Source organism: Natrinema halophilum (genome assembly GCF_013402815.2).
Classification (GTDB): domain Archaea; phylum Halobacteriota; class Halobacteria; order Halobacteriales; family Natrialbaceae; genus Natrinema; species Natrinema halophilum.
Genome location: NZ_CP084880.1, coordinates 202,322 through 225,069, shown reverse-complemented (window position 1 = coordinate 225,069; position 22,748 = coordinate 202,322). Strand labels below are relative to the sequence as shown.

The window sequence follows — 22,748 nt, the reverse complement described above, 5'->3', positions numbered from 1 at the left end:
GTAACCGACGGGCCACTCATCGCCCGATGTCGGACGTGGAATGAGAACCTCCCAGTTGGGGTAGGCAGATATTTCAGATAGCGCTCCGACGCGCCCCGTCTGTCAGAAGAATCTGAAGCAGTGCTGCACGTTCCACATTGTGTGGCAATTGACAAACACTTTAGGTGGACCCCGTTCTCTTGGGTGATGATGCCGGTCGATAAACTCAGTGACTACGGTATAGATCGGATGGATGACGACCAGATCCACGGGTTTCTGTCCAGTCAGAGTGTCGGAGTCCTGGGGCTCCCGGCCGAAGGTGCCCCGAGTATGCGCCCGCTGTCCTTTTGGTACGATGGAGAGTCACGAGTTTACTTTGTGTACGTTCGGAGTACCGAGAACCGGAAAGAAGAACTAAGTGACCGAGCGGATACCGCTCGATTCCTCGTGTACCGACAGGATACGCCGTTCAACTGGACGAGCGTTCTTCTTACGGGTCCGATCGAGAACGTTCCCGAGAGCGAACGGGATGCCGTCGAGGACGCCATAGAGATGCGGTGGCGACCAGACGTGTTCGAACAGGCGAGCTCGTCGGAGAACGTCAAACTCTACCAGTTCCGGATCGAAGACCAGGTCGGAATCAGACAAATGGGACTTCCGCCCGAGTTCGAAACGGATTCAACCGATGACCGGTCGGAGTGACGATGCGAGGCGGTGACCGGTACGCCTCACCCAGGCCCAGTTGAACGTTTGCTGGATACGACACCCCGTATACTACGACGGTCTCCTTCGTCGAGCAGTCGTCACGACCCTGCGGCGTTCAGCCGACAGCGGTCGGATCTTTCGAGTGCGTAACGGTTACTGTGCTGATCGGCATAACTGATTAGCATAACTGATCGGACTAACGTAGCAGGGTACTCGATTGGCACATCTAGTTGGATATTTGGCTGGTACGGCCGAACGCCGTCAGTGCTGCCGGGTGAGTGGTCGACTGGTTTCCAGGGGCGAAGCCGGTGGGTGTGGCCTCGGAGATCGGCACGTAAATTCGGCGAACAATCACCTGGGACGGGGTGGCACGTCCCAAAAGCGAGAGTCCTGGCCATTCGCAGGCCCGGATTGAATGACGGTGAGTCGGTTTTCGGACAGGACCTTCGATCAGTACGGAGGTCGTTGGGCCCGAATGACTTCCGCTAGTTCCTGCTGTTCGTCGGCGAGTAACTCGTTTAAATCGTCGACCGTGATGATACCGGCCAGGTTGCTTTCGGCATCCATAACGGGAAGTCGTCGGACGCCGTGTTCACTCATCAGACCGGCGGCTTCAGAAAAGCCAGCGTCGTGATCGACCGTCTGCAGCTCCTCCGACATCACGTCTTCGGCAACGACTTCGTCAGGGTCGGTTCCCTCAGCGAGTACGTGCATCGTCAGGTCGCGGTCAGTGACGATGCCGGCCGGTGCATCACCATCGGTGATGACGATGCTCCCGACATCCTCCTCCTGCATGGTTGCTGCGAGTTCGTGGATTGCATCGTCTGTCGAAGCTGTAACGACGTCGCTTCGTGCGAGGTTTTCAATGGGCATTTGTTCCCTCCGTTGTCTTTTCTACAACCAGCACCATAATTAGTAGAGGGCCGTCTCGGTGAGAGTCAAATTGTATGACCAGATGCCGCTCGTCGATTCAACTGATCGTATCTACCCTGCCTCGAGGTGGACACGAACGACGCTTCGATCCGGATGGAGATCGAGGATATACGGTTTGTTGATAAAGGGGGAAACGAGTACGATGGGTACGTCTTGTATCTGATCGGCAAGCGGCTCGTAGTGTATCAGTCTGAGTCCGTTTTCCGCGTCGACTTCGTCGTGAGGGGTCCGACCGTCGTCCCGAGCGATCGATTCGAACGACCGTGCTGCCATCCTCGTTCGAAACATAGAAGACGTCGTGATGGCAGTTCCGATAGCAGCGCCGGTCGTGTCAGGTGGGTAATTCGGTCTCATAGGTCTCTCTTCGGTCTGGGGAACTTTGAACAGCATCGACGAAGTGTGAGACGGAGGCCGGTACTTCCACTGGCTTCGGCCATCCATCACGGGTAATCGTTGCCCGCGCCAAGAACGACGACGCGATGGTACGAAGAACACCCGGAGATGACGTGATCGATCGACAGTTCGACGACGTCGAAACCGCGCGTCGGTACTCACCCCACCTGTTCTGAGAACGTCCGTCCGATGACCGTCCTGTACGGCTCTCGTAGACGGCGGAGCGGATTCGCTGATACTCTCGGGGGATTCTTTCTTCTCACTTCGTCTCTTCAGTCGGTGACTGTTCGTGCTCCTGCCATCCGCCAGCGTCGACGACTTCGAATAGTTTGCCCCAGTTTTCGTCTTCCTGGCTCTCCGGAAGTTGATCGCGTAGTTGTTGAAAATCCGACGACGCCACTTGTGTGCTCACGAGATCGATGATGACGCGAGCGTGATAGGCTGCCGTGGACTGATCGACCTGTTCGATTTCACTGACTCGGGAGACGAACTCGTGCCAGTCGAACCGCTGGCCGTGATCGGAGACGGCCCCAGTCATATACCAGCGAATCTCCATCGGCAGGGAGCTAGCGAGATCCTCGGTCGCGCCCGCCGGGATTCGCTGCCCGAGCGTCATGAGCGTCGCCCGAATTGCCCGCACGGTCTCCCCGGTGCCCGGAAGTTCGAGACGGTGCTGAACCTGGCCTGTGAATTCGTCGAAGTTCATGCTCTCACTCTTCGGACGATAATCATCGACATAAAACCTCTATCACGAAGGAGCGACTTTTTCTCTCGAAATACTGAGACCCTGTCTCGTGACGAACCGTAACACAGTATTCGATGCGACTCTCATCAAGTCGCCCTCAGGCGATCCATATCGCAGCGGGTCCACGCTTTCAATAGCGAAACGGAAACCACACGCTGAAGAACGAGTGATTCGGATCGTAGCCGTGGGGTACCGCGGGCTATTCTGTCAGGGGTACGGTCGCCCCACTCGCCGTACCCGATGTTCGGCCAGTACCCGACGGCACGGTGGTGAACGATGACGACAGCCTCCCGATAACCGATTCTGACTAATATTAAAGAAATTTACATTTGGGCAGATAGATGCGGAGATGGACTGTTCAAGAGAATGCCAGCCGTCCTGCAGTCGCCCGTAATCTCGTTCGGTTCCCGCGTTTCATGCTCTCGATCCGAGTTTATGAAAACTTCGCGCTCGTCAGTGAGACGCCTGTAACCGGCAGCTCGTTCATCAATCCGAATTTCCGCGAGGAACACGGCATCGTTTCCCTCGTCTTCGCCGAGAGCGACTGATACCCCGAAAACATCCGCTTTTGGCACAATACCGGTTTCACGTCAAACGTGACGAATCACGGGACGGCACGACGTATCGTTTCACAAGCAAGTGGTCCATCGCCGTCACTGATGAAAATAAATTCGTCGGGAAAGGTCGTCAAACGTACTTGTTTGAATGGAGGTCTTGGGAGACACGTGGGACTGTCGATCGGTGATTCGTCCGTTTGCGTTGAATACCGACTCCGAACACGATGGCGTCATCGGAGACCGCGACCACGGATACGTGTTCGTCCACGGGTCGACCACCGATTCTGTCGCCGCCAGTCGGGCTGTTTCGATAGGATTGCCGCTTATGGAGTTGGTAGTCGATTCGATCGGTTCGTCGCTGTGCTGGATGGATCGGCCGGAATCGGCGTCGAAGAGGTGCGTCTTCGACGATGGAATGTGCATGTCCAGACGCTCGCCGGGGTATAGCACTGACGTTCTCTTCGGCGGTGACCCTCACCGATACTTCGCCAACGGGTAAATATATGATCGTACTATTTCCCATCGGCTCGGTGACGGCGACTTCTGTTTCGATAAGCCGTTCCAGTTCCGCATGCGAGCCCGGCGATTCTGCGAGCGAAACGTGTTCCGGTCGGATTTCGATGACGAGGTCTGTGGAATCTATACCGGTTGCGATCGAATCCATCAGCGGCACGGAAAACCCCGGATGAACCGAGCGTTCCCTCCTCGTTGTCGAGTTCGACGTCTCGTTTACATCGTCTCGGGCCCCGATCTCGATATAAAAAATTTGGAAATCGAAACGCTGCCGAACGCCTCTGTCAAGAGAGCAGACGGCGTAGTCCGCAGCCTGGAAGGTATTTCAGAAACGCCGATTCAAAAACCGCCGAACCATCGTTGCAGACCTCTACATATTCTGGAACCAGCAAAGCTGAACGATGTCCCCTTGCCCGAATCACAGAACCGCATCGTCGGACTAGAGAACGGACAGACGAGATCCCAGGTGCAATTTTCCGAGGCGTCCTGATCTCACCCGCCGTTGCAGGTGTGTATCCTCAGACTTAATGCGTGTTCCTCCCCATTCAAAATATCAGATGCCAACCAACGGCGAAAATCAAAACTCATACGGGGAGTCCGATACCAAAGTAGCACGTCTAATTAAGTCGTATAACTTAGATGCGGATACTGGTGATCGCCTTGAAGAACTCTGGACAGCAGACGGAGACAGACGAGAAAGCTTGCGAGACCTTGCCGATCGATTCAACAAAGCGTTGCTCGAAACGGCGGTGGCAGCCGCTGGGGTGTCGACAGTTGATGGCGAAATCGACAATCTATACCGGCTGTTGACGAGCGACGACGTCAGCAGTGGAAACCGAACCGAAGCACGAGCACGACTCGAGAAGAATGGTGTAGACGTCGACCAACTGGAACACGACTTTGTCACATACCAGGCCATTCGTTCGTATCTCAAAAAGGTCTACGGAGCTGAATACGAGCGTGACAGTGAGACGACTCGAGTAGACAAAGTTATCGAGACGAGTCAACGACTGCAATCTCGGATTCGCTCTGTAACTGAAAAAAGTCTTACCCAGCTCAAAGAGACGAACCAAATTTCGCTCGGAGAGTTCCATTTGTTCATCGATATCACCGTCCTCTGTGAAGACTGCAACACTCAGTACGGCCTCGTTGAATTGCTCAGAGAAGGTAGCTGTGAGTGTCAGTCGGAGTAGCCCCGGTCGAGAAACGACGGACGGATCAGACGCAAACGGTCCTCAAATACCGATGATGCTCGCGCTGTATATCGCCGACACGTCGTCGATATCGGTGTCAGCGCGCTCTATGGCCGTCTCTGCGGTCTCGCAGGCCATCGTGATGAGATTTTCATCGCTTCGAGGACGCAGATTACGTCTCCAGCACTGACATCGTCTCCCTCAGCGACGTTGACTTCGAGGATGGAACCTTGCATCTCTGCGGTAATCTGCTGGCCGTTCATGGCGACCGCCGTATCGCCGTTCGAACTCGAACTGGAAGCGGAGCCCGTATTGGCACTCGATCCACTCGAGGCTTCTTGTGCGGAATTATTGACAGCTAATCCTGGGTCCCGAGTACCACTTCGAACCGCTGCCCGTCTACTTCGACGGTCATTTCCTCGACAGTCGTGTCACTGTCAGTGCCGTCGAAGGACTCTGCTGAGGAGCCCCACTGCGACTGTGCCTCCGAGATCTCTTCTTCCTCGAGGTCCTCGTCGAGGTAGTGACATTCACCGACGAGTTTGTCCTTGCAAGCCGTGTCGCTACGACCGGCGAGTCAGCAATCATCTACCTTCTTATATGGTGTGATAACAAATTTCATGAGTTATTATCACACACTGGCGTTCCGATTAAACGCCTTTCTGTTGGTGCTCTATGGGAACATCTTCCTGTTCAACAGAGCCTGGGAATGCGACCAACGTCTGATTCTTGAGACCGAAATCCACCCATTGACGTACAAACTGGCTCAAGAACAGTAATGCTGCTGGAAAATATCGGCGTCGAAGTCCAGCAACTTTAGCATAATCCCGTCTCTTCGGGCAAACCGTCTATACCGTATGCAAGATCGAACCCCGATGCGATCAGAGAGGGAACATCGTAACGTGGGCGAGCAACGACGTCGAAACCGTTCAGCGCCTTCGATCGAAAGTCGACGAGGGCGGTCGGAACGACCGTACGCAGTTACGACAGACGGATTTGTTCGATCGCCGGTTCTACCTTTCCCATTTAGGTCGATGATGGTGTACGTATATGACCCCTCCATCGTGACGTCGAATTGTCTAAGTTGGTGCGATTAGGGCCGCGCAGGCAACCGACTCTCGAGCTATAACAGGAATAGGATTGTTATTTCCCTCACCAGAACGTCGAGGCGCATTGGCGACTGGCTGGCCGCAATTCGAGGATTCCCGTCAGCGCGCTCATAGTCGCACTTCGAGTACTCTCGTCGTTGCAAGAGTACTCCACTTTCAATCGCTAAACCGTCTGGAGCGGGTTTTGACCCCAGCCACTCGCCTATCGCCCATTCACTATTGTAGATCAAAATACGTTGTGCGTCGCTAGAAGTGTTCCCAACACGAAACGTACGACGAGTATATCGACTAGCTGATACGGGGCCCGACTCGAGTACGCGGGTAAAGCGGTTCCAATAGTCAGATTTATAGAAACACATATGAGTAGATAGTAGTGTAGATACTATACAATATATAGTGGCTCCACAAGAAATCTTTTTGCTACTGTCGCTGGATGCCAGGACGAAGATCGTGACGTATCATTTCGTCGTAAAATACGTGTGGCGAAAAATCACGATAATACTAATCATCGCCGATAATTTGACGAATTATTCAATGGCTTGCTTTATATATCTAATCATTGTAACTCTACCAGACGGAATGTACTCCGCAAGTGGCCTCAGACCGAGTCCATACGATACGCAGATTCACGACTCACCGATCTACCTGGTGAGTGGCGAAGTTGTATTGCAAAAGTATAACATTACTATTATGTGTAATACATCTACAGGTCATATACTGTGGATTTATAGCGTGTTACTGAAGTAGCCGCGAAAACAGAAGTAACTATGTACTGTGGTATTTGGGTAGACATGTTTGAGAGACGTGCCGGCCGGTAAGTTAGTTTGGAGGCGCTGTTCGTAGTTCAGTTCCGTGAGTGCCACGCAGCGGGGACAAGAATCGCACGTATGAGAACAGACGGCGACAGCCGTTCGGATAGTTGTCGCTCGACTGTACGCACTCGGACAGTCGCTCTGAGGTACAGAGGCATTCTTCGCTCGACCGGCGTCGAACGCACTTGTATCCACTTCTGAAGCGGAACCAACGGACGGATGACAACAGTCCAGATTCGCCGAGGGTTGCGTTGTCGTAGATCGGAACTCTCAGTTACAGGTACCCGCTCCTGTCAGCGATGACTGCGCTACTTCAAGCCCTTTGAAAATATATTGAATCTGACCAATATTTGTAGCAAACAGGCTAATACCATCAAACAAATGGAGGGATTCGATCCGATATTGGCCTCTTTATATTCACTAATCGGAAGAGGTATCTCCAATCATTAAATAAGTTAATAGGCTATCCATTCAATAGTTCGGCTGGCCGGGGGAAGGAAACGATCGTAGATCCACTCTCGATCATCTCCGAGACATTCAAACCTCGCCTCCCTGGGAGCACTTCAACGTCATAGCACCGACATACCGTAACTCGGTCCCAAACCCGCCCATTGGTAGATTACCGACGGGAATGGGCGGTTCGAAACGCCGACGCGATCGGCGTTTTTGCTACCAGTTGATGTGATACAATACGTGAATTACCACCTATGTCAGTCCAACAACCCCGCGATGATCTCTTGATTGCCGTTGCGTTAGCCGAGTTTTCATATCGTCACGAGGAAACGAATCCCGATATCGCCGAAAGAGCATGGACTATTGCTACCGGATACACATCAAAGTATGATATCCATCCGTACGAAGCCATCGATGCGCTCAGAGTTCTCGACGAACTCGAAGCCGGCAACGCGGCCCCTCTCGAGATTACGGACGGAGAACAGTGACTCGGATATCATTTTCTCCCGTTGATCCGGTTGGGGGTGGGAGATAGTACTCTACTACGGTGAACACGGCGTCGTATACAGGGCGATGCCGTTTCATATAGAGCGGACTGCTTTCGACGACTCCTGGATCAAATTCACCTGCTAATGCGCTAGTCGACGAACGTGACGTCCGAAAACTCGAAGCGAGCGCCTCCGTCAGTTCCGTCCGTGACAGCGAGTCTCCAGCCGTGTGCGTCTGCGACGTTTTTTACGATAGCGAGGCCGAGACCAGTGCCCTCGACTCCCGGTGAGTACCCAGTTTCGAATATCCGATCTCGATCGTCCGGTGGAATACCGGGACCGTCGTCCTCGACGTAGAATCCAGTTTCCATCGTCCCGACTGTTACCGTAACTGAGTCGCCCCCGTGTTCAACCGCGTTCCGGAAGAGATTCTCGAGCACCTGAGCGACTCTGCTCTCGTCTGCCGTAAGCGTCTTGCTGTCGATACATCGAATCGTGGCGGTTTCTGTGGCGATATTCCGCTTACAGTCTTCGACGAGTCTGCGCAGGTCGATGCGTTCGGTCTCGCCTACATCGACCCCTTCGCAGGCGAGGGTCAGCATGTCTTCGATCAGCTCATCCATTCGATCGTGGGCCCATTCGATGTTAGCGATGTGTTCGGAATCGACCTCTCGCGTTAGCTGATCGAGTTCTCCCGACGCAACGTTCAATGGATTCCTGAGATCGTGTGAGATGATACTTGCGAACTGGTCGAGCCGTTCGTTCTGTTTCGCCAGTTCACGTTCCCGTTCGCGAAGCTCGTTCGTTCGATCGACTTGCTGGAGCGCAGCGGTGACGTTGTTCGCCAGTATTTTCGCGAGAACCTTGTCCTGTCTATCGAACGTGTTGCTCGTCGGAGAACCGGCAATCATGATGCCGTAGTCCCCGAGGGGGAGGAACATCTCGCTTCGCATCGGTGTGCCCGGGTTGTAGACGTCCGAATCATCCCTGATGTCGTCGTAGACGAGCGGCTCACCCTCCTTGTAGACCCGCCACGCGATGCTTTCGCCACCAGTAAACGTCGGCGGGTCTCCGATTAACTCGCGTAACACGTCCGTCGCAGCAACGGGTGTGAGTGCTGTCTGCTCCTCAGTTCGGAGGTGTATCGCCGTTGCGTCGAGTCCGAGAATATCTCGAGCGGCTCGTACACCGGTATCGACGACAGATTCGCGGCTACTCGCTGCTACCAACTCTTGTGTCGTTCGACTCAATTCTTCGAGTTGACGTTCGTGTCGCTTCCGATCGGTGATATCGACCGCTGCGCCGGTGAATCGGTTCGGATTTCCATCTTCATCACACTCGACTGTGCCGCGTGCCGATATCCACCGGAGTTCGTCGTCGTCGTTTCGGACGCGATACTCTTCGTAGTAGTCACCGCACTCGTCGAGGGCTTGTTCGACCGCCCAACTGACACGGGGCGTGTCGTCTTCGTGGATGGCATCGAGGAACTCGTCGATGGAAATCGCATCGACTGGTTCTGCCTTGGCGACGTCGAACTGTCTCGCAAAGCTAGGGTTCGTGACGATTGCATCGTTTTCTACGTCCCATTCCCAGGTACCGACGGAACCAGCTTCGATCGCGGCTTCGAGTTTCGTCTTCGCATCTCGAATGGTTTTCTCCCGTTCTTTCTCGTCAGTTACATCACGATAGAGCCACAGGTGGCCGCTATCACCAGGGAGGTCGATCGGAAGGTAACTCCGTTCGAACGTTCGACCGCCTTCGAGCGAGAGTTCTTCCCGTCGAACCGGCTCACGGGCGCTTACTAGTTCGTCGATCCGATCGACGAACCCCTCTGGGTCCGAAAACTGCTCGCTGACTGTTTCAGCGAGGCGCTCACAATCTCTGCCAAGGGCATCTTCTGGCTCGCCCTCCCAGTCGAGTAATTCCACCATTCGCCGGTTCATCGTCAGCACCGATCGAGAGGCGTCCTCTACCAGTATCCCGATCGGCATCGATTCGATCAGCGTACTGAGTATCGCGTTCGTTCGGTCGAGCTCGCGTTCGCGTTCTTTCTGGGAGGAAATGTCGCGACCGGTCATGACGTACCCGTCAAGCGACGAGTCGGTCATGTTGCTACCGATCGACTCGAGCCAGACCCACGAACCATCCGCAGTCTCGAACCGGTGTTGTACCCGATCAGTTCGAAGCCGATCGGAGTTAATCAAACTCGAGAACGTCGACCAGGCGTTGTGTCGGTCTGCTGGATGCATGTACCCGAACGCGTTCTCTCCCCGTAGTTCAGCAGGCTCGTAGCCGAGGATGTTCTCGACGGAGGAACTGACGTAGGAGATACAACCGGATCGATCGATGACGGCCATCACGTCCTGTCCGTGCTCGACGAGTGCCTCGTACCGGTCCTTGAGCGCCTGCAACTCCTCTTTGCGCTCTTTTTCCTGGGTGATGTCACGCACGTATCCAACGATCTGGAGAACGGTGCCGTCTTCGACGACCGGTTCCGTTTTTCCGCGAATCCACCGGAGTTCACCGTCCGGTCGTTGGACGCGATACTCGACCTGGTCCGGCTCGCCGGATTCGAGCCGTTTCATCGATTCTATGGCCTTCTCCCTGTCTTCCGGGTGAATGTAGTCGAGAAACGATTCGGGGTCGTTACGCAGTTCGGACACCGGTACTCCCCAGATATCTTCGTATGCTTCGTTTACGAAGTAGAGCTCGCTCCAGTCTCCAGAGTAGACGAAGAAAACGTCGCTCGCCTGTCCTGCGATGGCTGACAGTAAGCGTCCTGCTCTCTCGTTGGAATACCTGGTATCGGCTGGCTGAACGGTTTCCAGCAGTCGGTCACGAAATTCACGCGACTGACGCTGGTCCGCCGGCACCTGTATGCAGTCCGTGACTGGCGCTGGAACGTCTTCGTCCACTGTCTCTCCCATACTACTGTTCACGCCGTCTGCCTCCTCACCGAGTCGGATGATCGGGATGTCGAGTCCGTGGTCAGTGACCGTGCCGAATAGCTCGGCCCATTCGTCGTCGGGAAGGCCAGCCTCATACACGAGACCCTTGTAGGATGTTCCAAAGAGGTGGTCGATCGCTTCGGCCGCAGTGGATACCACGTCGATACGAAGTCGACCGTCCCAGGTACCGAGTCTTCCTACCGGATCTCCCTCCACCTCCGATCGGCTATTCACGTAGAGAACCCGGATTGGTAAATTCACTATCGGAACACATTCCGAACGTGGTGATAACTGTGTTGGAATTGTTTGGCTTTTGGTGATTATTCCCCAACGTTATTTCTGTCCCGGATGAAAACAGACTAGAATTATATCGAAGAGGGAATATCAATATGAAACATTCGCATCTCTTCTTTTCACCCTCACTGGATGTGGTGTGGTCCGCATCTCGATTACTGTCAATTGGTTACCTGAAACCTCATCTCCGTCTGCAGTTCCTCGAAGCTCGATCCGAGGTTTGGCATTGTGGTGTTACTGATATCCACGTACTTTTTCTGAACGCGAGTCATGAACGCTCGAGACTAATTCCCGGCGACGACCCGATTAATTCCGTTCTCGCCGTTGTGAACCTCGTGATTAAAGCTCTCACAGAACCACCCACACCACTCCGCTCTGTAACTACTCCGTTTGAGAGACATATGGTGTCACTGGGACCACTTCCAATCGCGTCTCGAGCACGGACCGACGACGACCGTGACGCTCGAGGTGGCTACCGTAGTCCTGCAAGCGCGGCTGGTTCTCGCGAACTCGCGACCATCCTCGGGGCGGTCGTCCGCCGTCTCGCGCTCTAACTGCGGTGGAGCAACCGAGCCAGCGCCATCAGACGGGCGGACGCCGATCCCGCAGAATGGCTCGTCACTAACGGGGAGTGCGAGGCCGACGGTGGCGTCAATCATCGGCCACCCTCGTGAGATCCTCGACGTCGGTCTCGAGTCCCTCGTATACGCCGATCGTCATCTCGATGTGCGTAATCGCCGGTTCGAGGGTCAGCGGCTCGAGCAAGTGCCGATCGAGCGTTTCCATCTCTGCGAGCACTTCCTCGAGGCGAACCCGCGTTCGGTCACGGTCGCGGGGAGTCATTCGCGACCACCCTTCTGACTCCCGTCGTTGAGTGAGAGGTCGGTTGCCGGCGGAATCGCCCACTCGAGCGGCCGTCAGCCCCGAAAATAGATGCCTGCGTCGGCACTCGAATTCGGGTATTCGATGCTGGTTTGTTCAGTCGGTACTACCGAAACGGTTTCGTAGGTTGGTGTTCGAATATACATTGTCCCTGAACGGTTGGGACGCAGGTCGGGTGTCCTACCACCCGGCCAATTTTACGCAAATTGGCGGTACTGCGCCACTAATTTCGCTGATCATCGGTAGTTACTTATAGTTTCCTGTATAGGATCAAGCAAGGTAACGAGATGAAGTAAACTAACCCGGCTGTAGTAGCCACGATTCGATCCGTCGTCACGAGTCAGTCGCGGATCGGGTTCGCTCTCGAGTGCGTATACTCTGGTCCCACCGTAGAATCTCCACCTCTCGCAAGTCGCCTTTCAGCAAGAATGGATGGAACCAATCCAGCACTTCATCCAGACCGTCCAGTGGCTCTCGAGGAAGGTGTTCGAACGGGGTTGCTATAGCAACTGTTAGAACTTTCTACTCATAGATGGTTTCTGAGGCTGGTGGATCATCTCGACGAGGTCTCTGTCGAGGAATTGCAAGATGCTCTCGACAACGTGGTGGAAAAGAAGCCGATACAACGGCTCTTAGTGGCAATTGCGTACAAAAATAGTATTACACAGACTGAACTAGCCGAGTGGTACGACAGTCAGCGACGCACGATCTATAGCTGGCTCAAGCGATTCGACACGGACGAGTCACTTGAGCAGGCTGTGACTGATGATCATCAGTCTGAGAGAAAGCGAAAATTCTCAGGAAAAGAGTAAAAGAATTCAGAGAAGCTATCCACGACTCACCCGAAGAAGTTGGGGTTGACGCGCCGGCGTGGACGCCGGCGCTCGTCCAGCAGTATTTCGATGAGATCGACGATGTTGATTACTCAGTCCCGAGTTGCCGGCGGTTGCTCAAAGAGGCGAGATTGAGCTATCAAAAACCACGCCGCACAGCCGCTGAAGCTGAGACTGACGAACAAGAAATGTTCCACGAAGAACTCAAAAAGTGGCGGGCGATGGACGCCACAGTAGTCTGTATCGATCGAACGAAGCAATCTGTGCAAGTTGAGCCGCGTGCCGAATGGTTTCCGCGCGGCACGCGGCCGACGGTCGAACTCTCCAGACACCGCGATGAGACGTGTCTGTTGGGCACGATCACCGAGAACGGTGATCGCTTTTTCTCTCAATTTGAAGAGTACGCGACCGCCGAACATGCGGAACATCTAATCCTAGTGTCATGAAAAGAGTTCAGAGATGATTTGATCATTGTGTTAGAGGGAGCACCGTATTTCCTGGCGTCGGCCGTCACGGACCTGGCGGCCGTGACGACTTCGCCTTCGTCACGTTACCAGCGTATTCACCGGAATTCAACCCAGTCGAAGAGTGCTGGAGACAGCTGCAATCAGCCCGTAGCAACCGATCCTTCGGCCCTCTTTCTGAGCTCACAACAACGATCGATACCGCTTTTGATAAATTCTCTATCCCTGAAACGAGCAACTATTTCTAACGTCTACTTTAGCCCGGATGGCGCGGATCAGCAACGAGCCGTCCGACGGTTTCCCCGCCCGAGAAGTGCACATCCAGTGAATAGATATATACAGTGGATGAAAGTAAACATAGTGTGTCAGATATGGATAGCCAATTCACGTACATGGGCGAGGACTACTCCTTCATGCACGAAGATCGCACCAAGAAGCCACGACAACGAGGACTTACGATGGCGGAAGGGGCGATGTTTCAGATCGAGGGAGAACACTACGTAGAGGACCTCTGCCAGTACATCGGGCCCTACATCGATCTGTACAAGTTTGCCTACGGCGCCTTCGCACTTGAGCCACCGGAACTGCTCCAGTCGAAATTGATGATGTTCGACGAGCACGATATCACCGCGTTCCCCGGTGGAATTACAGTCGAGGCCGCCTTCCATGAGGGATGCACGACCCGGTACATGGAACACCTTCGCGACGTCGGGATCCCGGGCATCGAGATCTCCTCGACCGTCGTCGATATGGCGCCCGAAGAGAAGATGGAACTGATCGAGCGAGCCGACGAGCTCGGCTTCTACGTCATCTCGGAGATCGGCAAGAAGGCCGTTCGAGAAAACGTCGACGAAGGGATAGACATCGGGGACGCTGTCGACGAACTCCAACAGAGTCTGGATGCCGGAGCGGACATGACGATCTTCGAGATGCAGGAGGTCGAGAGCCAAATTCGGGACGAGGAATCGAGTGACAAGGCCGTCGAGGTGGTCGATGCGATCGTCGATAACGTGGGAATTGAGAACGTCATCTTCGAAGTCCCCTTCGGTGATTACTACGACGTTCTCGGAACGACGTGGTGGTTCATCGACACCGTCGGGAAGGAGGTAAATCTTGGAAATGTGAATCCGGAATACATCATGCCACTCGAACAACAGCGCCGGAAGATGGGCACGTTCTCCTTCTCGAACCGAGTTTCCTGACACCGCCGAACGAGTCGCTCTCGGTGTCGCCTCCGGAGGACCATCGACGAGGGAATCCGCTTCGATCGATTCCTCCGGTACGAGCCACGTAATCAGCACCAGCGACGTGATACTATTGCCCATCAACGCCATGGGCACGACGATCACTGGGACCAATCCAGCACGCTCGAGTTCCCCGAGGCGAATCTCGGCTCCGAGTCCGACGAATGTGGCTGTTGATGAAGCTCAGTATTCCGCTCCATCTTGCTTGGCTCTCGCGTTCGAATACTGTTCGAGCGCCCGAAATATTTGGTGTTGAGGCACCGCCTAGCAACGATCTTCGAGTAGAATATTCTAACAGTTACGATAGCTTCTGAGGATTTCAACGGAGCTCGAATGTCGGATTGAAAGCGACAAACCACTACTATCCAGGTCCGAAGGCCGCGATATCGGCTCCCACTGTCGCCAGTGCGTCGGCGGGGTTTGGGTCGCTATCGCTCAGATGCGTGTATTGGTGTTCCGGGATGCTCGACAGTGCCGCTGTGATGGCCTCGCTATACGTCTCAACGCCCGATTCAGTCGGACCATCGCCACCCCAGACGTCTCGGATAACCGTCATCGAGTCGATGCGCACTTCCACCCTCTGTGGCTCGTAGCGAGCTACCAGTTCGGAAAGCCCGAGTTGGAGGGCGACGTACTCGGCAGTGTTGTTCCCCGTTCGGGAGCCGACAGGTCGACCGAGACGAGCGAGCTGGTCCTCCGCAGCGTCCATGATCACAGCGCCCGCACCTGCGGGGCCGGGGTTGCCGCGCGAACTGCCGTCGACGTAGAGAACGAATGTGTCGCTCGTTGACTCGGGAACGGGTGGCCGGGTGACCTCCGACGCCAGTAGGCTTTCGAGCGCGCGACGCAACTCGGCCGGGGTGGTCGCGGGGTCGAATAGACCGCCGTAGCCGGGGACAGCGTCGTCGATGGCGTCGGCGGCGGCCGCCACCTCGTAGCCGACTTCCGCGAGTACCTCGTCGGCGAGCGTGGCGAGCGGCGAGAGGTGTTCGGCCGGAAGCGGGTCGTCGGTCATGTCACTCGCCCCTTCAGGCTTCGGTTTCGGGCCCTCCTACCTTCGTTCCCGGATGATATCGTTGGCTGGTCGCACCACTGCATATCGGTCCTCGGTGGTCGAGCGGGATAATCTCTTCAGGTGGCACTGGTTGCAGAGTGTTTTGAATCGGCCGCTCAGTAGAACTGCGTCCTGAACAGGTGAAAACGCTACACGATTTCAAAAACCACTGCCAGGCCAAGTCCAGCGGCGACGAACGACAGACCGGCCAAGAACGACCAGGCAGCCCCGAACCCGCTTGCATCGATGAGGTATCCGAATGTCGGCGGCGCGAACAACCCGCTGACGGTCATGGCTAACTGTCCCGCGGCCGAAGCGGCACCGAGTTTTTCGTCGCCGACGAGCGTCGAAATGCAGGAATAGTATAATCCGGACGACCCGAGGACGAACACGCCAAGGCCGGCAAACACCAAACCCGCCGTGAGCGGCGTCTCGGTCACCGGAAGCACCAGAAACAATACGCCACCACCCGCCGCCTGGACGACCAACATCGCGCTCGTTCGGGCTCGCGGCGTCCCCGGAAGAATGTCCGCCAACATGCCGACGCCGATTTTGCTAGCGCTGTTGACGACCTGCACCGACGCGAGGACAAGCCCGCCCGTTGCGACGGTCGCTCCGATCGATTTGTCGATAAAGAGGACGGTATATCCGACCGTCGTGTAGAATGCGGCGCCGATACACACGCCTACCAGTAACAGGACGACGTACGCGTGATTTGATAGTAACCCTCGAAAATCAGGCGCTGTCGTATCGCCCTGGGATGCCCTGCGGTACACGACGAAGAATACGCCAGTGGTCACTAATCCGGCCCCTCCAGCGACGAGGAACCCGAATTGCCAGAAGAACCGACCGGCGAGCCCAGTGATAATAACAGCGCCGATGGCGCTTCCGACGGTTGGCCCGATCTGCTTGATCCCGATTGCACGGTGATGACGTTCCGCGTTGATCTGGTCGAAAATCGCCTTGTTCGTTCCCGGCGTGGCGCTGCCGTACATCGACCCGAGTAAAAAAACGGCAGCCAGAAATAGCCAGTAGGTGGGTGCGACGGCGACCAGGAGCATGCCCAAGGCGAGTCCGGCTAAGCCGACGGTTAGTGTCCGACGTTCACCGAACCGATCGGTCGCAACGCCGAAGGGCAACAAGAAGATCGCGTAGCCGAGTGTAAGTGCACTGATCACGAGGCCGACCCTGAAGCCGGACAAACCGAACGCGTCTTGAAAGAGTGGCGTTCCGGCATAGATCGCATAGTAACAGACACTTGCGGCGATGTGCCAGCCAGTCACGGCAAATACGATCCGCCAAAACCGAGAGACCATGATGAAGATTCCGACTATGGTTTGTTAACTATACCGATCACACATACTTGACACATACTTTACAGTCTGTGACAGCGGACCTCTGTATCGAACGACTCCACCGCTCACGCTTGTGGGCTACTGCCATGCGAGACTCGTTCCCTATCTCGCACAGTCGCCTCGAATACCATAGATTCTGTCAGGATCGCCGTGACCGATACAGAGGGTATATTAACCAGCTAGATGTGAGCCATACCGCGATAATGTTTGTATGGTGGCCTAAAAAGGATGGACTGCGATCGAACACGTCACCAAGGGAGCAACTATCTGTAGGAGACACGTGAGTGTGTAGATGTTTCCAAGTGTCGGCACGGCATCTACCCTGTGGATAATTGTCTGTATACAGTGGTTTGCTTTGTTGTACGGCCTCTCGGTGTTCTGGTGGTGGTACGAAACGACCGTGTTTGCCCGCGGTTGATAAGTCGACGATGACGAAATCGACGGGGAATTTAATGACATTCAAATAAGCACCTTGACAATTGGTGCAGAGGCAGTCATCCAAGCGACAGTCGGTGCTATCCAAGACGAGATTACTGATGTGCATGTCATTGTAGAAGTGGATATCTCGATCGAGGGGGGTGTCCGTTCATGTCGTCCCCGACGAGTTTGACTGGCACGCGACTAACAAAGGTCGAGCCGTCGAGCGGGCGCGGCGACACGTCCCCTGCGACAAAAAGTACGTTCTCTACTTGGATGAGGACACCCTCATGGCTGGGTTCGGGGGAGTGTCTGACGAAGACGTTATTCAGTTCACTGAAAAGCCGCTATACACTGGCTCGAAGCTAACATATCTCTCCGAGGTATTCCGTGTCGGGTACCAATTCGAACAGCTCGGTTTCCATCGGCTCCAATATCCGTTGTATGTGGGGTGGTGGTGTGGCTGTCCGCACCTCGCTCGAAGATCAAATCACATGGGACGTTTCGACGATTACCGAGGATACGAACTTCATCTGGCGGGCAGCACAAGCGCTGGATGTCTCCTTCCGTGTGCTAGACGTGCGGTTTCGGAATCAAGCGCCCCCTCACTTTATGCGATGGTCAAGCAACGACGTCGGTGGATTTCGGGGACAGTGAGGGATGGAAACATGCTCCCGCTGTGGTATCGACCGCTCTACTACACACGTATCATCGCGTGGGCATTTTCACCGTTTGTGCCCCCTGTTGTTGGTTGCAGGATTTTTGCTGCCAGGGACTGTTCCGATTCTATCACGCTATCAAGTAATTTCACTGGCGCTGGCAGGCATGTTGTTCGTATATCTGCTCGCCGGTCTCTGGGCATATCGGAAGCGCCCGGTATTATGTCTGGTGTTCGTTCCGCTCACACCGGTTGCGGTCCTGGTTCACTCGATTGGTGCATTATGGGGACTGATTCGGCCCGTGGAAACCGTCGAAGTAACTGAAAAAGTGACACCAGAAACCATCGAAAACGTCCATGAATCTCTCGATGAAGGCGACCTGTCTGCCCACGATAGGGCCGAGCGCCTCCTGCAAGAGTCGGATACTCAGTTTCAGGTTGCCGGTTTTGACGACTGAGCCATGGCGGGAGACAGGTCACAATACGCGTGACTGGCTTTGTTGAAACCCTCGAAGGTTGATATAGAGCGTGTGCTGCATAGAGAGTGTATCTGTCGATATCATTTCGCTTGTCCGTGGTCCTTATTTCGACAGGTGGGCAGTGATATCGGTTGAGGAGACCATTCCGACGTAATCGTTGTCGACGACCGGGAGGTGTTTGATACCGTAAGTGGTCATCATCGCGGCGACTTCCTCCATATAAAGGTCCGGGGAAGCGGTCTCGACATTGGTGATCATTACGTCAGTTACCTGTAACTCCGCGACGTTTCGTCCGCCAGCAACGGCGTCGAGTACATCAGTACTGCTGATGATAGCTCGCGGCGTGGTTCTGACAACTAGTGCGTTGATGTCCTTCTCTCTCATCTGCTGTGCGGCTTCCATGACCGTCGCCTCCTCCGAGATCGTCTCCAGGGGTGTGGACATCACATCTTTGACAGTGACTCTATCGCTGGGACACATACTTCTAAGAACAGACGCGTCCACTAAGATGTGTTCCTTCTAAGTGTAACAGCGACGGGGTCCCCTTTCGTAGCAGATAGAATGCGGGAGGACTCCACTGATGGGTGCAAGGGCGCGAGATACGCACGCTCTAGCCAGCACACCCGCCGAAACGTGTCACTGCGTGAGGGTTTCAACAAGGCCGCGTGACCACATCCATCCCGGTCTAAATGCGCCATCACCAGGCGATGATGCCTCCCATCCTGTGGATTGGCGAGCCGTACTTTCGATGGGTATCATGGAGATCGAAGAATGCCAGCATAGCTTTTGGACGAAATAAACCCATTTCTCCGCAACTTCCGGTCTAGAAATGCTAAACGTACTCATGTAACCCCTTCTTGGAGTACCAACTCGACTAATTCTGCTCGCGAAAGGATCTCAATTTCTACGAAGTGACCCATTGCAGTATAGAAGATGCCGACGGACACATCCCGGTCAGCGAACCACTCGTCTAAAAATCCAAATTTCGGGGTAAAATTACTTACTACATCGACTGGAGAAACAGAACTAATCCTTCCATAGTCCTGTATGTGGGGCTGTACGCCCAATTCTAACGAAGGAAACTTTTCGCTACATCTGACCGAATATTCGATCAACCTGCGGTGAGATATAGTGATTGATACTACATCGACCCTGATCTGTGGTATCGAGAGCCACCTCCGACTCTGACATTATTGTGGGAAATATACAATTCAAAGCGACGTCAACGCTATCAATACTATCAGTTAAAACGCCATACGACAGCGAAGTTGTCAGCTTCTTGTCCTATCGTCTGCCAGTTTATAATTTCATGTTAGGTCAATCGAGGGGGAGGTCGATGAAAGAATCAGCCTGTACTTGGACGTGAACACCTGATGGGATCGACGCCCGTTTCTGCTTCCAATATCCGTCACAGTCTAGTACGTTGTACTCGCCGAGCTTGTCTGGAAGCAATACGGACGGTCCATCAACCCCTTGCCTTTCGAGTTGGGTTTGCAGAGAGATGCAACTCTCATCATGGATCTGAATCACTCGGTCCTTTTGTACACGAATATTCGAAATTTCATCCGATCGAACCAGTAGGTCCTCTCACATTCAACTGAAGAATTCGGGATCAGTATCATCGCAGCCGTCGACCTGTTGGTTTACGGTCCCTTACAAACTTTCAATCAATCGATGCCTCGAATTTGTATCGGGCACCCCGAGCGCAGCCTCAGATAGCCATCGATCAGCCTACACTACCGTTTCCGTAATCCATCATCGCTCCATAACTTCGGCAACAGATGCTCTTTATTTAGGAAATCCATATACAACTTCTACCATGAGATTGATAATGATGCACATATATAATCAAAACGTCGCGTGCTAGCCGCACGTGACTAGCTACCTCAGCCTTATCCTTCGATCTATCCCTCTCAGTATCGTGCTAAATACTGAATAAGGAGTACCGTTCCCCGTCTCTCATAACCGACCACGTTCGAGCGAAAGGATTTCTGAACTGTATGTATCTTTATCTCTTAACAGTCAAATTCCAATCAATTCTATTGAATTGAGGTTCTGCCATCTGACTGTTCTCTTGCATCGATCGCTTCGACGATGAGTTCGGCGACGTCGACGATTTCGATTTCGTCTTCGTAGCCGCCGGTTTTGCGGCCGTCTTCGTACATCGTCATGCACATCGGACAGGCGACGACGAATTTTTCGACGCCACTGCCGGCGTCGGTGTCCTCTAAGGCCTCGCGAATGCGTTCTTCGCTGGGTTTGGGTTCTTCTTCGAAGTCCATCCAGAGGCCGCCGCCGCCGCCACCACAGCAGAACGAATTGCTGCGGTTGCGCGGCATTTCGTCGAGCGTACAGCCCGTCGCCGTGATGAGTTCGCGTGGGGCCTCGTACTCGTCGTTGTAGCGGCCGAGGTGACACGGGTCGTGGTAGGTGACCGTATAATCGAGTTCGGTGCCGGTAAGGTCGAGTCTGCCCTCGGTGACGAGTTCTTCGACGGCCTGGGTCCAGTGGAGGACGTCGATGTCGCCGTCGTCGTTCCACTGGTCGTCGTAGTCGAACGGCATCATCGGGTCGTCCGAGAACTCGTCGAAGTTGAGTTCGGGGTATTCGTTTTTGAAGGTGTTGTACGAGTGCGGGTCGGTACAGACGATCGTGTCGAACTCGCAGTCCTCCCAGGTTTCGACGTGGTGGCCGGCCAGTTCGACGTAGAGCAGTTCCTCGCCGACGCGGCGGATGTCGTTGCCGTCGAACTTCTCGTCGTCGAAGAGGATGCCGAAGCTGACGTCGGCTTCCTTCAGGATGGTCGCCAGCGAGCGGGCGACCTGCTTGTTGCGCTCGTCGTAGCTCGGGAAGTCGCCGACGTACCAGAGGTAGTCGACTTCCTCCTCGCGGGCGTCGGTGACGTCGAACTCGAGTTCGTCGGTCCAGTCGCCGCGGTTTCGGGGTGATTCGCCGAAGGTGTTGCCGTTTTGCATGACGTTCTGGAAGACATCCTGCATGCTGGGGGGAACGTCGCCCTGGTCGGTCATCTGGCGGTTGAGCCGCGTGAAGCTCTTGAGGTGCTCGATTTCGACGGGGCAGGCGTCCATGCAGGCCATGCAGGCCATGCAGGACTCCATCGTCTCCGTGTTGATGACGGACGTTCCGCCGTCGGCGATGATGGGTTGGTCATCGCCGCCGGCCTCGAGGTCTTCGCGGTAGGATTTCAGGTCGAGGATGACGTTGCGGGGATCAAGTGGGCGGTCTGAGGCCTTGGCGGGACAGACCGACGAACACCGACCGCACTTGGTACAGGCGTCCTGGTCGAGGATTTCCTTCCAGGTGAAGTCGTCGATGGATTCGGCGTTGGTCGCGTCGAGATCCGAGGGGACGTTCGGCAGGCGCCGGCCGGCTTTCTCGTCACGCGTGACGACGTTCGCGAATGAGGAGATCATGTGGAACGGCTTGGCGTACGGAATCCAGGCGATGAAGAAAAAGGCGATCAGCGAGTGGGTCCACCAGGCGAGCCAGTGGAGGTTCTCGACGTTGAATCCGGCGCCGTTGAGCCCGGCCTGTTGTGCGCCGAGCGTCGAGAGTCCGATCGCATCGAAGCTGAGTGCCATCCCGTAGGCGACGAAGCTGACGACTTCGTGGTCGGGGATGCCGGCGCTGTAGACGCGCAGTCCCTCGAGCAGGAAGCCGCCGGCGCCCAGCGCGAACAGCGTCCAGATGAAGAGGTCGTCCTCGACGGAGGTGTGTCGATCCCAGAGGCGGTGATTGCGCACCCAGTAGCGCCGGTACATCGCCATTCCGATGCCGACGACGAACAGCAGTCCCATGGCGTCGACCATGAACTGGTAGGCGAGATAGAAGTCGCCGTCCCAGAACGACATGTGCAAAATCTTCTTTGCGCCGTACTCTTCGACCATCAGAATGGACGTCGCGATGAACAGCGAGAGAAATCCCCAGAGGATAAAGGAGTGCATCAGGCCGCCATAGAGGTCCCTGTTGAACTGTTTTTCGTTGGAAAGCACGATCTTGGCCGCGCTTCTGATCCGGTTCGACAGATCGTCGAGTCGGGAGAACGAGTCGTCGTCCCCGTCGGAATAGCGGGCGAATCGCCGGTAGACGCCGTACGCGAAGACGGCGACGGCGGTAAAGGCGAGGAGATAGAACACCGCGTACTCGACGCTGGTGATCCCCCAGTACGTCTCCCTCGCCACGTCCGACTGTGCTAAGGCGTTCATATCAGATATGGGGC

The 22,748-nt window shown here is 54.9% G+C and carries 18 protein-coding genes and 2 pseudogenes; 9 read left to right on the top strand and 11 right to left on the bottom strand.

Translation table 11 applies throughout. The features are described from left to right. Positions 1–189: 189 nt before the first annotated feature. A complete protein-coding gene (locus tag HYG82_RS42890; RefSeq protein WP_235217923.1) occupies positions 190–681 on the top strand; it encodes a pyridoxamine 5'-phosphate oxidase family protein in 492 nt (163 codons plus the stop codon). A gap of 453 nt (positions 682–1,134) precedes the next feature. On the opposite strand, the gene HYG82_RS42885 is transcribed toward HYG82_RS42890, so the two are convergent. The 3 genes from HYG82_RS42885 to HYG82_RS42875 all read right to left on the bottom strand — a co-directional run bounded on the left by HYG82_RS42885 (position 1,135) and on the right by HYG82_RS42875 (position 2,716). Then, positions 1,135–1,557 (bottom strand): CBS domain-containing protein, encoded by a 423-nt coding sequence (locus tag HYG82_RS42885; protein WP_235217922.1) that lies wholly within the window; start codon positions 1,555–1,557, stop codon positions 1,135–1,137. 111 nt (positions 1,558–1,668) lie between these two features. Continuing rightward, complete coding sequence (locus tag HYG82_RS42880) at positions 1,669–1,890, bottom strand: hypothetical protein (RefSeq protein ID WP_235217921.1); 222 nt, start codon at positions 1,888–1,890, stop codon at positions 1,669–1,671. A 379-nt stretch (positions 1,891–2,269) separates the two neighbouring features. Then, entirely contained in the window at positions 2,270–2,716 is a 447-nt protein-coding gene (locus HYG82_RS42875; protein ID WP_235217920.1) for a DUF2267 domain-containing protein, read from the bottom strand. A gap of 380 nt (positions 2,717–3,096) precedes the next feature. On the opposite strand from HYG82_RS42875, the gene HYG82_RS42870 reads away from it, so the two are divergent. The 3 genes from HYG82_RS42870 (at position 3,097) to rdfA (ending at position 5,018) form a co-directional block, all read left to right on the top strand. Beyond that, on the top strand, positions 3,097–3,303 hold the full coding sequence (locus HYG82_RS42870; RefSeq protein WP_235217919.1) for a hypothetical protein: 207 nt from the start codon (positions 3,097–3,099) through the stop codon (positions 3,301–3,303). 157 nt (positions 3,304–3,460) lie between these two features. Next, complete coding sequence (locus tag HYG82_RS42865; protein ID WP_235217918.1) at positions 3,461–3,811, top strand: hypothetical protein; 351 nt, start codon at positions 3,461–3,463, stop codon at positions 3,809–3,811. A 541-nt stretch (positions 3,812–4,352) separates the two neighbouring features. After that, positions 4,353–5,018, top strand: coding sequence for a rod-determining factor RdfA (gene rdfA, locus HYG82_RS42860; protein ID WP_343233115.1), 666 nt, complete (start codon positions 4,353–4,355; stop codon positions 5,016–5,018). 107 nt (positions 5,019–5,125) lie between these two features. Here rdfA and HYG82_RS44780 read toward each other — a convergent pair whose 3' ends face one another. Next, entirely contained in the window at positions 5,126–5,254 is a 129-nt protein-coding gene (locus HYG82_RS44780; RefSeq protein WP_484549571.1) for an acyl-CoA carboxylase biotin carboxyl carrier protein subunit, read from the bottom strand. A gap of 2,392 nt (positions 5,255–7,646) precedes the next feature. On the opposite strand from HYG82_RS44780, the gene HYG82_RS42855 reads away from it, so the two are divergent. Beyond that, positions 7,647–7,880: a hypothetical protein gene (locus HYG82_RS42855; protein ID WP_235217916.1), complete on the top strand. Its 234-nt coding sequence runs from the start codon at positions 7,647–7,649 to the stop codon at positions 7,878–7,880. 149 nt (positions 7,881–8,029) lie between these two features. Here the strand turns inward: HYG82_RS42855 and HYG82_RS42850 are convergent, their stop codons facing one another. From HYG82_RS42850 to HYG82_RS42840, 3 genes are all read right to left on the bottom strand, one after another. Then, a complete protein-coding gene (locus HYG82_RS42850; RefSeq protein ID WP_235217915.1) occupies positions 8,030–11,089 on the bottom strand; it encodes a PAS domain S-box protein in 3,060 nt (1,019 codons plus the stop codon). Between the two features lie 440 nt (positions 11,090–11,529). After that, complete coding sequence (locus HYG82_RS42845) at positions 11,530–11,781, bottom strand: hypothetical protein (RefSeq protein WP_235217914.1); 252 nt, start codon at positions 11,779–11,781, stop codon at positions 11,530–11,532. Beyond that, positions 11,774–11,965 (bottom strand): hypothetical protein, encoded by a 192-nt coding sequence (locus HYG82_RS42840; RefSeq protein ID WP_235217913.1) that lies wholly within the window; start codon positions 11,963–11,965, stop codon positions 11,774–11,776. Before HYG82_RS42840 ends, HYG82_RS42845 begins: the two co-directional genes overlap by 8 nt. 587 nt (positions 11,966–12,552) lie before the next feature. Between HYG82_RS42840 and HYG82_RS42835 the strand changes: the two are divergent. From HYG82_RS42835 to HYG82_RS42825, 3 genes and pseudogenes are all read left to right on the top strand, one after another. Continuing rightward, positions 12,553–13,549 (top strand): annotated as a pseudogene (locus HYG82_RS42835) (IS630 family transposase). A gap of 123 nt (positions 13,550–13,672) precedes the next feature. Further along, on the top strand, positions 13,673–14,503 hold the full coding sequence (locus HYG82_RS42830; protein ID WP_235218228.1) for a phosphosulfolactate synthase: 831 nt from the start codon (positions 13,673–13,675) through the stop codon (positions 14,501–14,503). A gap of 215 nt (positions 14,504–14,718) precedes the next feature. After that, positions 14,719–14,802: pseudogene (locus tag HYG82_RS42825) on the top strand (IS6 family transposase); the annotation flags it as partial. 104 nt (positions 14,803–14,906) lie between these two features. On the opposite strand, the gene HYG82_RS42820 reads toward HYG82_RS42825, so the two are convergent. Further along, a complete protein-coding gene (locus HYG82_RS42820; protein ID WP_235218227.1) occupies positions 14,907–15,560 on the bottom strand; it encodes a ribonuclease HI family protein in 654 nt (217 codons plus the stop codon). A gap of 188 nt (positions 15,561–15,748) precedes the next feature. Continuing rightward, a complete protein-coding gene (locus HYG82_RS42815) occupies positions 15,749–16,915 on the bottom strand; it encodes an MFS transporter (RefSeq protein WP_235218226.1) in 1,167 nt (388 codons plus the stop codon). A 1,218-nt stretch (positions 16,916–18,133) separates the two neighbouring features. On the opposite strand from HYG82_RS42815, the gene HYG82_RS42810 reads away from it, so the two are divergent. Continuing rightward, the gene (locus HYG82_RS42810; protein ID WP_235218225.1) at positions 18,134–18,487 is read left to right on the top strand and encodes a hypothetical protein; all 354 of its coding nucleotides are present in this window, start codon (positions 18,134–18,136) and stop codon (positions 18,485–18,487) included. A 123-nt stretch (positions 18,488–18,610) separates the two neighbouring features. On the opposite strand, the gene HYG82_RS42805 is transcribed toward HYG82_RS42810, so the two are convergent. After that, positions 18,611–18,988, bottom strand: a complete 378-nt coding sequence (locus HYG82_RS42805) for a CBS domain-containing protein (RefSeq protein WP_235218224.1) — start codon at positions 18,986–18,988, stop codon at positions 18,611–18,613. A 1,559-nt stretch (positions 18,989–20,547) separates the two neighbouring features. After that, entirely contained in the window at positions 20,548–22,734 is a 2,187-nt protein-coding gene (locus HYG82_RS42800) for a (Fe-S)-binding protein (RefSeq protein WP_235218223.1), read from the bottom strand. Between the last annotated feature and the right edge of the window lie 14 nt (positions 22,735–22,748).

What these genes read in the sequence shown, in the direction of transcription:
- HYG82_RS42890 (WP_235217923.1), top strand. Translation starts at nt 190, where the DNA reads ATGCCGGTCGATAAACTCAGTGACTACGGTATAGATCGGATGGATGAC.
- HYG82_RS42885 (WP_235217922.1), bottom strand. Translation starts at nt 1,557, where the DNA reads ATGCCCATTGAAAACCTCGCACGAAGCGACGTCGTTACAGCTTCGACA.
- HYG82_RS42880 (WP_235217921.1), bottom strand. Translation starts at nt 1,890, where the DNA reads ATGGCAGCACGGTCGTTCGAATCGATCGCTCGGGACGACGGTCGGACC.
- HYG82_RS42875 (WP_235217920.1), bottom strand. Translation starts at nt 2,716, where the DNA reads ATGAACTTCGACGAATTCACAGGCCAGGTTCAGCACCGTCTCGAACTT.
- HYG82_RS42870 (WP_235217919.1), top strand. Translation starts at nt 3,097, where the DNA reads ATGCGGAGATGGACTGTTCAAGAGAATGCCAGCCGTCCTGCAGTCGCC.
- HYG82_RS42865 (WP_235217918.1), top strand. Translation starts at nt 3,461, where the DNA reads ATGGAGGTCTTGGGAGACACGTGGGACTGTCGATCGGTGATTCGTCCG.
- rdfA (WP_343233115.1), top strand. Translation starts at nt 4,353, where the DNA reads ATGCGTGTTCCTCCCCATTCAAAATATCAGATGCCAACCAACGGCGAA.
- HYG82_RS44780 (WP_484549571.1), bottom strand. Translation starts at nt 5,254, where the DNA reads ATGCAAGGTTCCATCCTCGAAGTCAACGTCGCTGAGGGAGACGATGTC.
- HYG82_RS42855 (WP_235217916.1), top strand. Translation starts at nt 7,647, where the DNA reads ATGTCAGTCCAACAACCCCGCGATGATCTCTTGATTGCCGTTGCGTTA.
- HYG82_RS42845 (WP_235217914.1), bottom strand. Translation starts at nt 11,781, where the DNA reads ATGATTGACGCCACCGTCGGCCTCGCACTCCCCGTTAGTGACGAGCCA.
- HYG82_RS42840 (WP_235217913.1), bottom strand. Translation starts at nt 11,965, where the DNA reads ATGACTCCCCGCGACCGTGACCGAACGCGGGTTCGCCTCGAGGAAGTG.
- HYG82_RS42830 (WP_235218228.1), top strand. Translation starts at nt 13,673, where the DNA reads ATGGATAGCCAATTCACGTACATGGGCGAGGACTACTCCTTCATGCAC.
- HYG82_RS42820 (WP_235218227.1), bottom strand. Translation starts at nt 15,560, where the DNA reads ATGACCGACGACCCGCTTCCGGCCGAACACCTCTCGCCGCTCGCCACG.
- HYG82_RS42815 (WP_235218226.1), bottom strand. Translation starts at nt 16,915, where the DNA reads ATGGTCTCTCGGTTTTGGCGGATCGTATTTGCCGTGACTGGCTGGCAC.
- HYG82_RS42805 (WP_235218224.1), bottom strand. Translation starts at nt 18,988, where the DNA reads ATGTGTCCCAGCGATAGAGTCACTGTCAAAGATGTGATGTCCACACCC.
- HYG82_RS42800 (WP_235218223.1), bottom strand. Translation starts at nt 22,734, where the DNA reads ATGAACGCCTTAGCACAGTCGGACGTGGCGAGGGAGACGTACTGGGGG.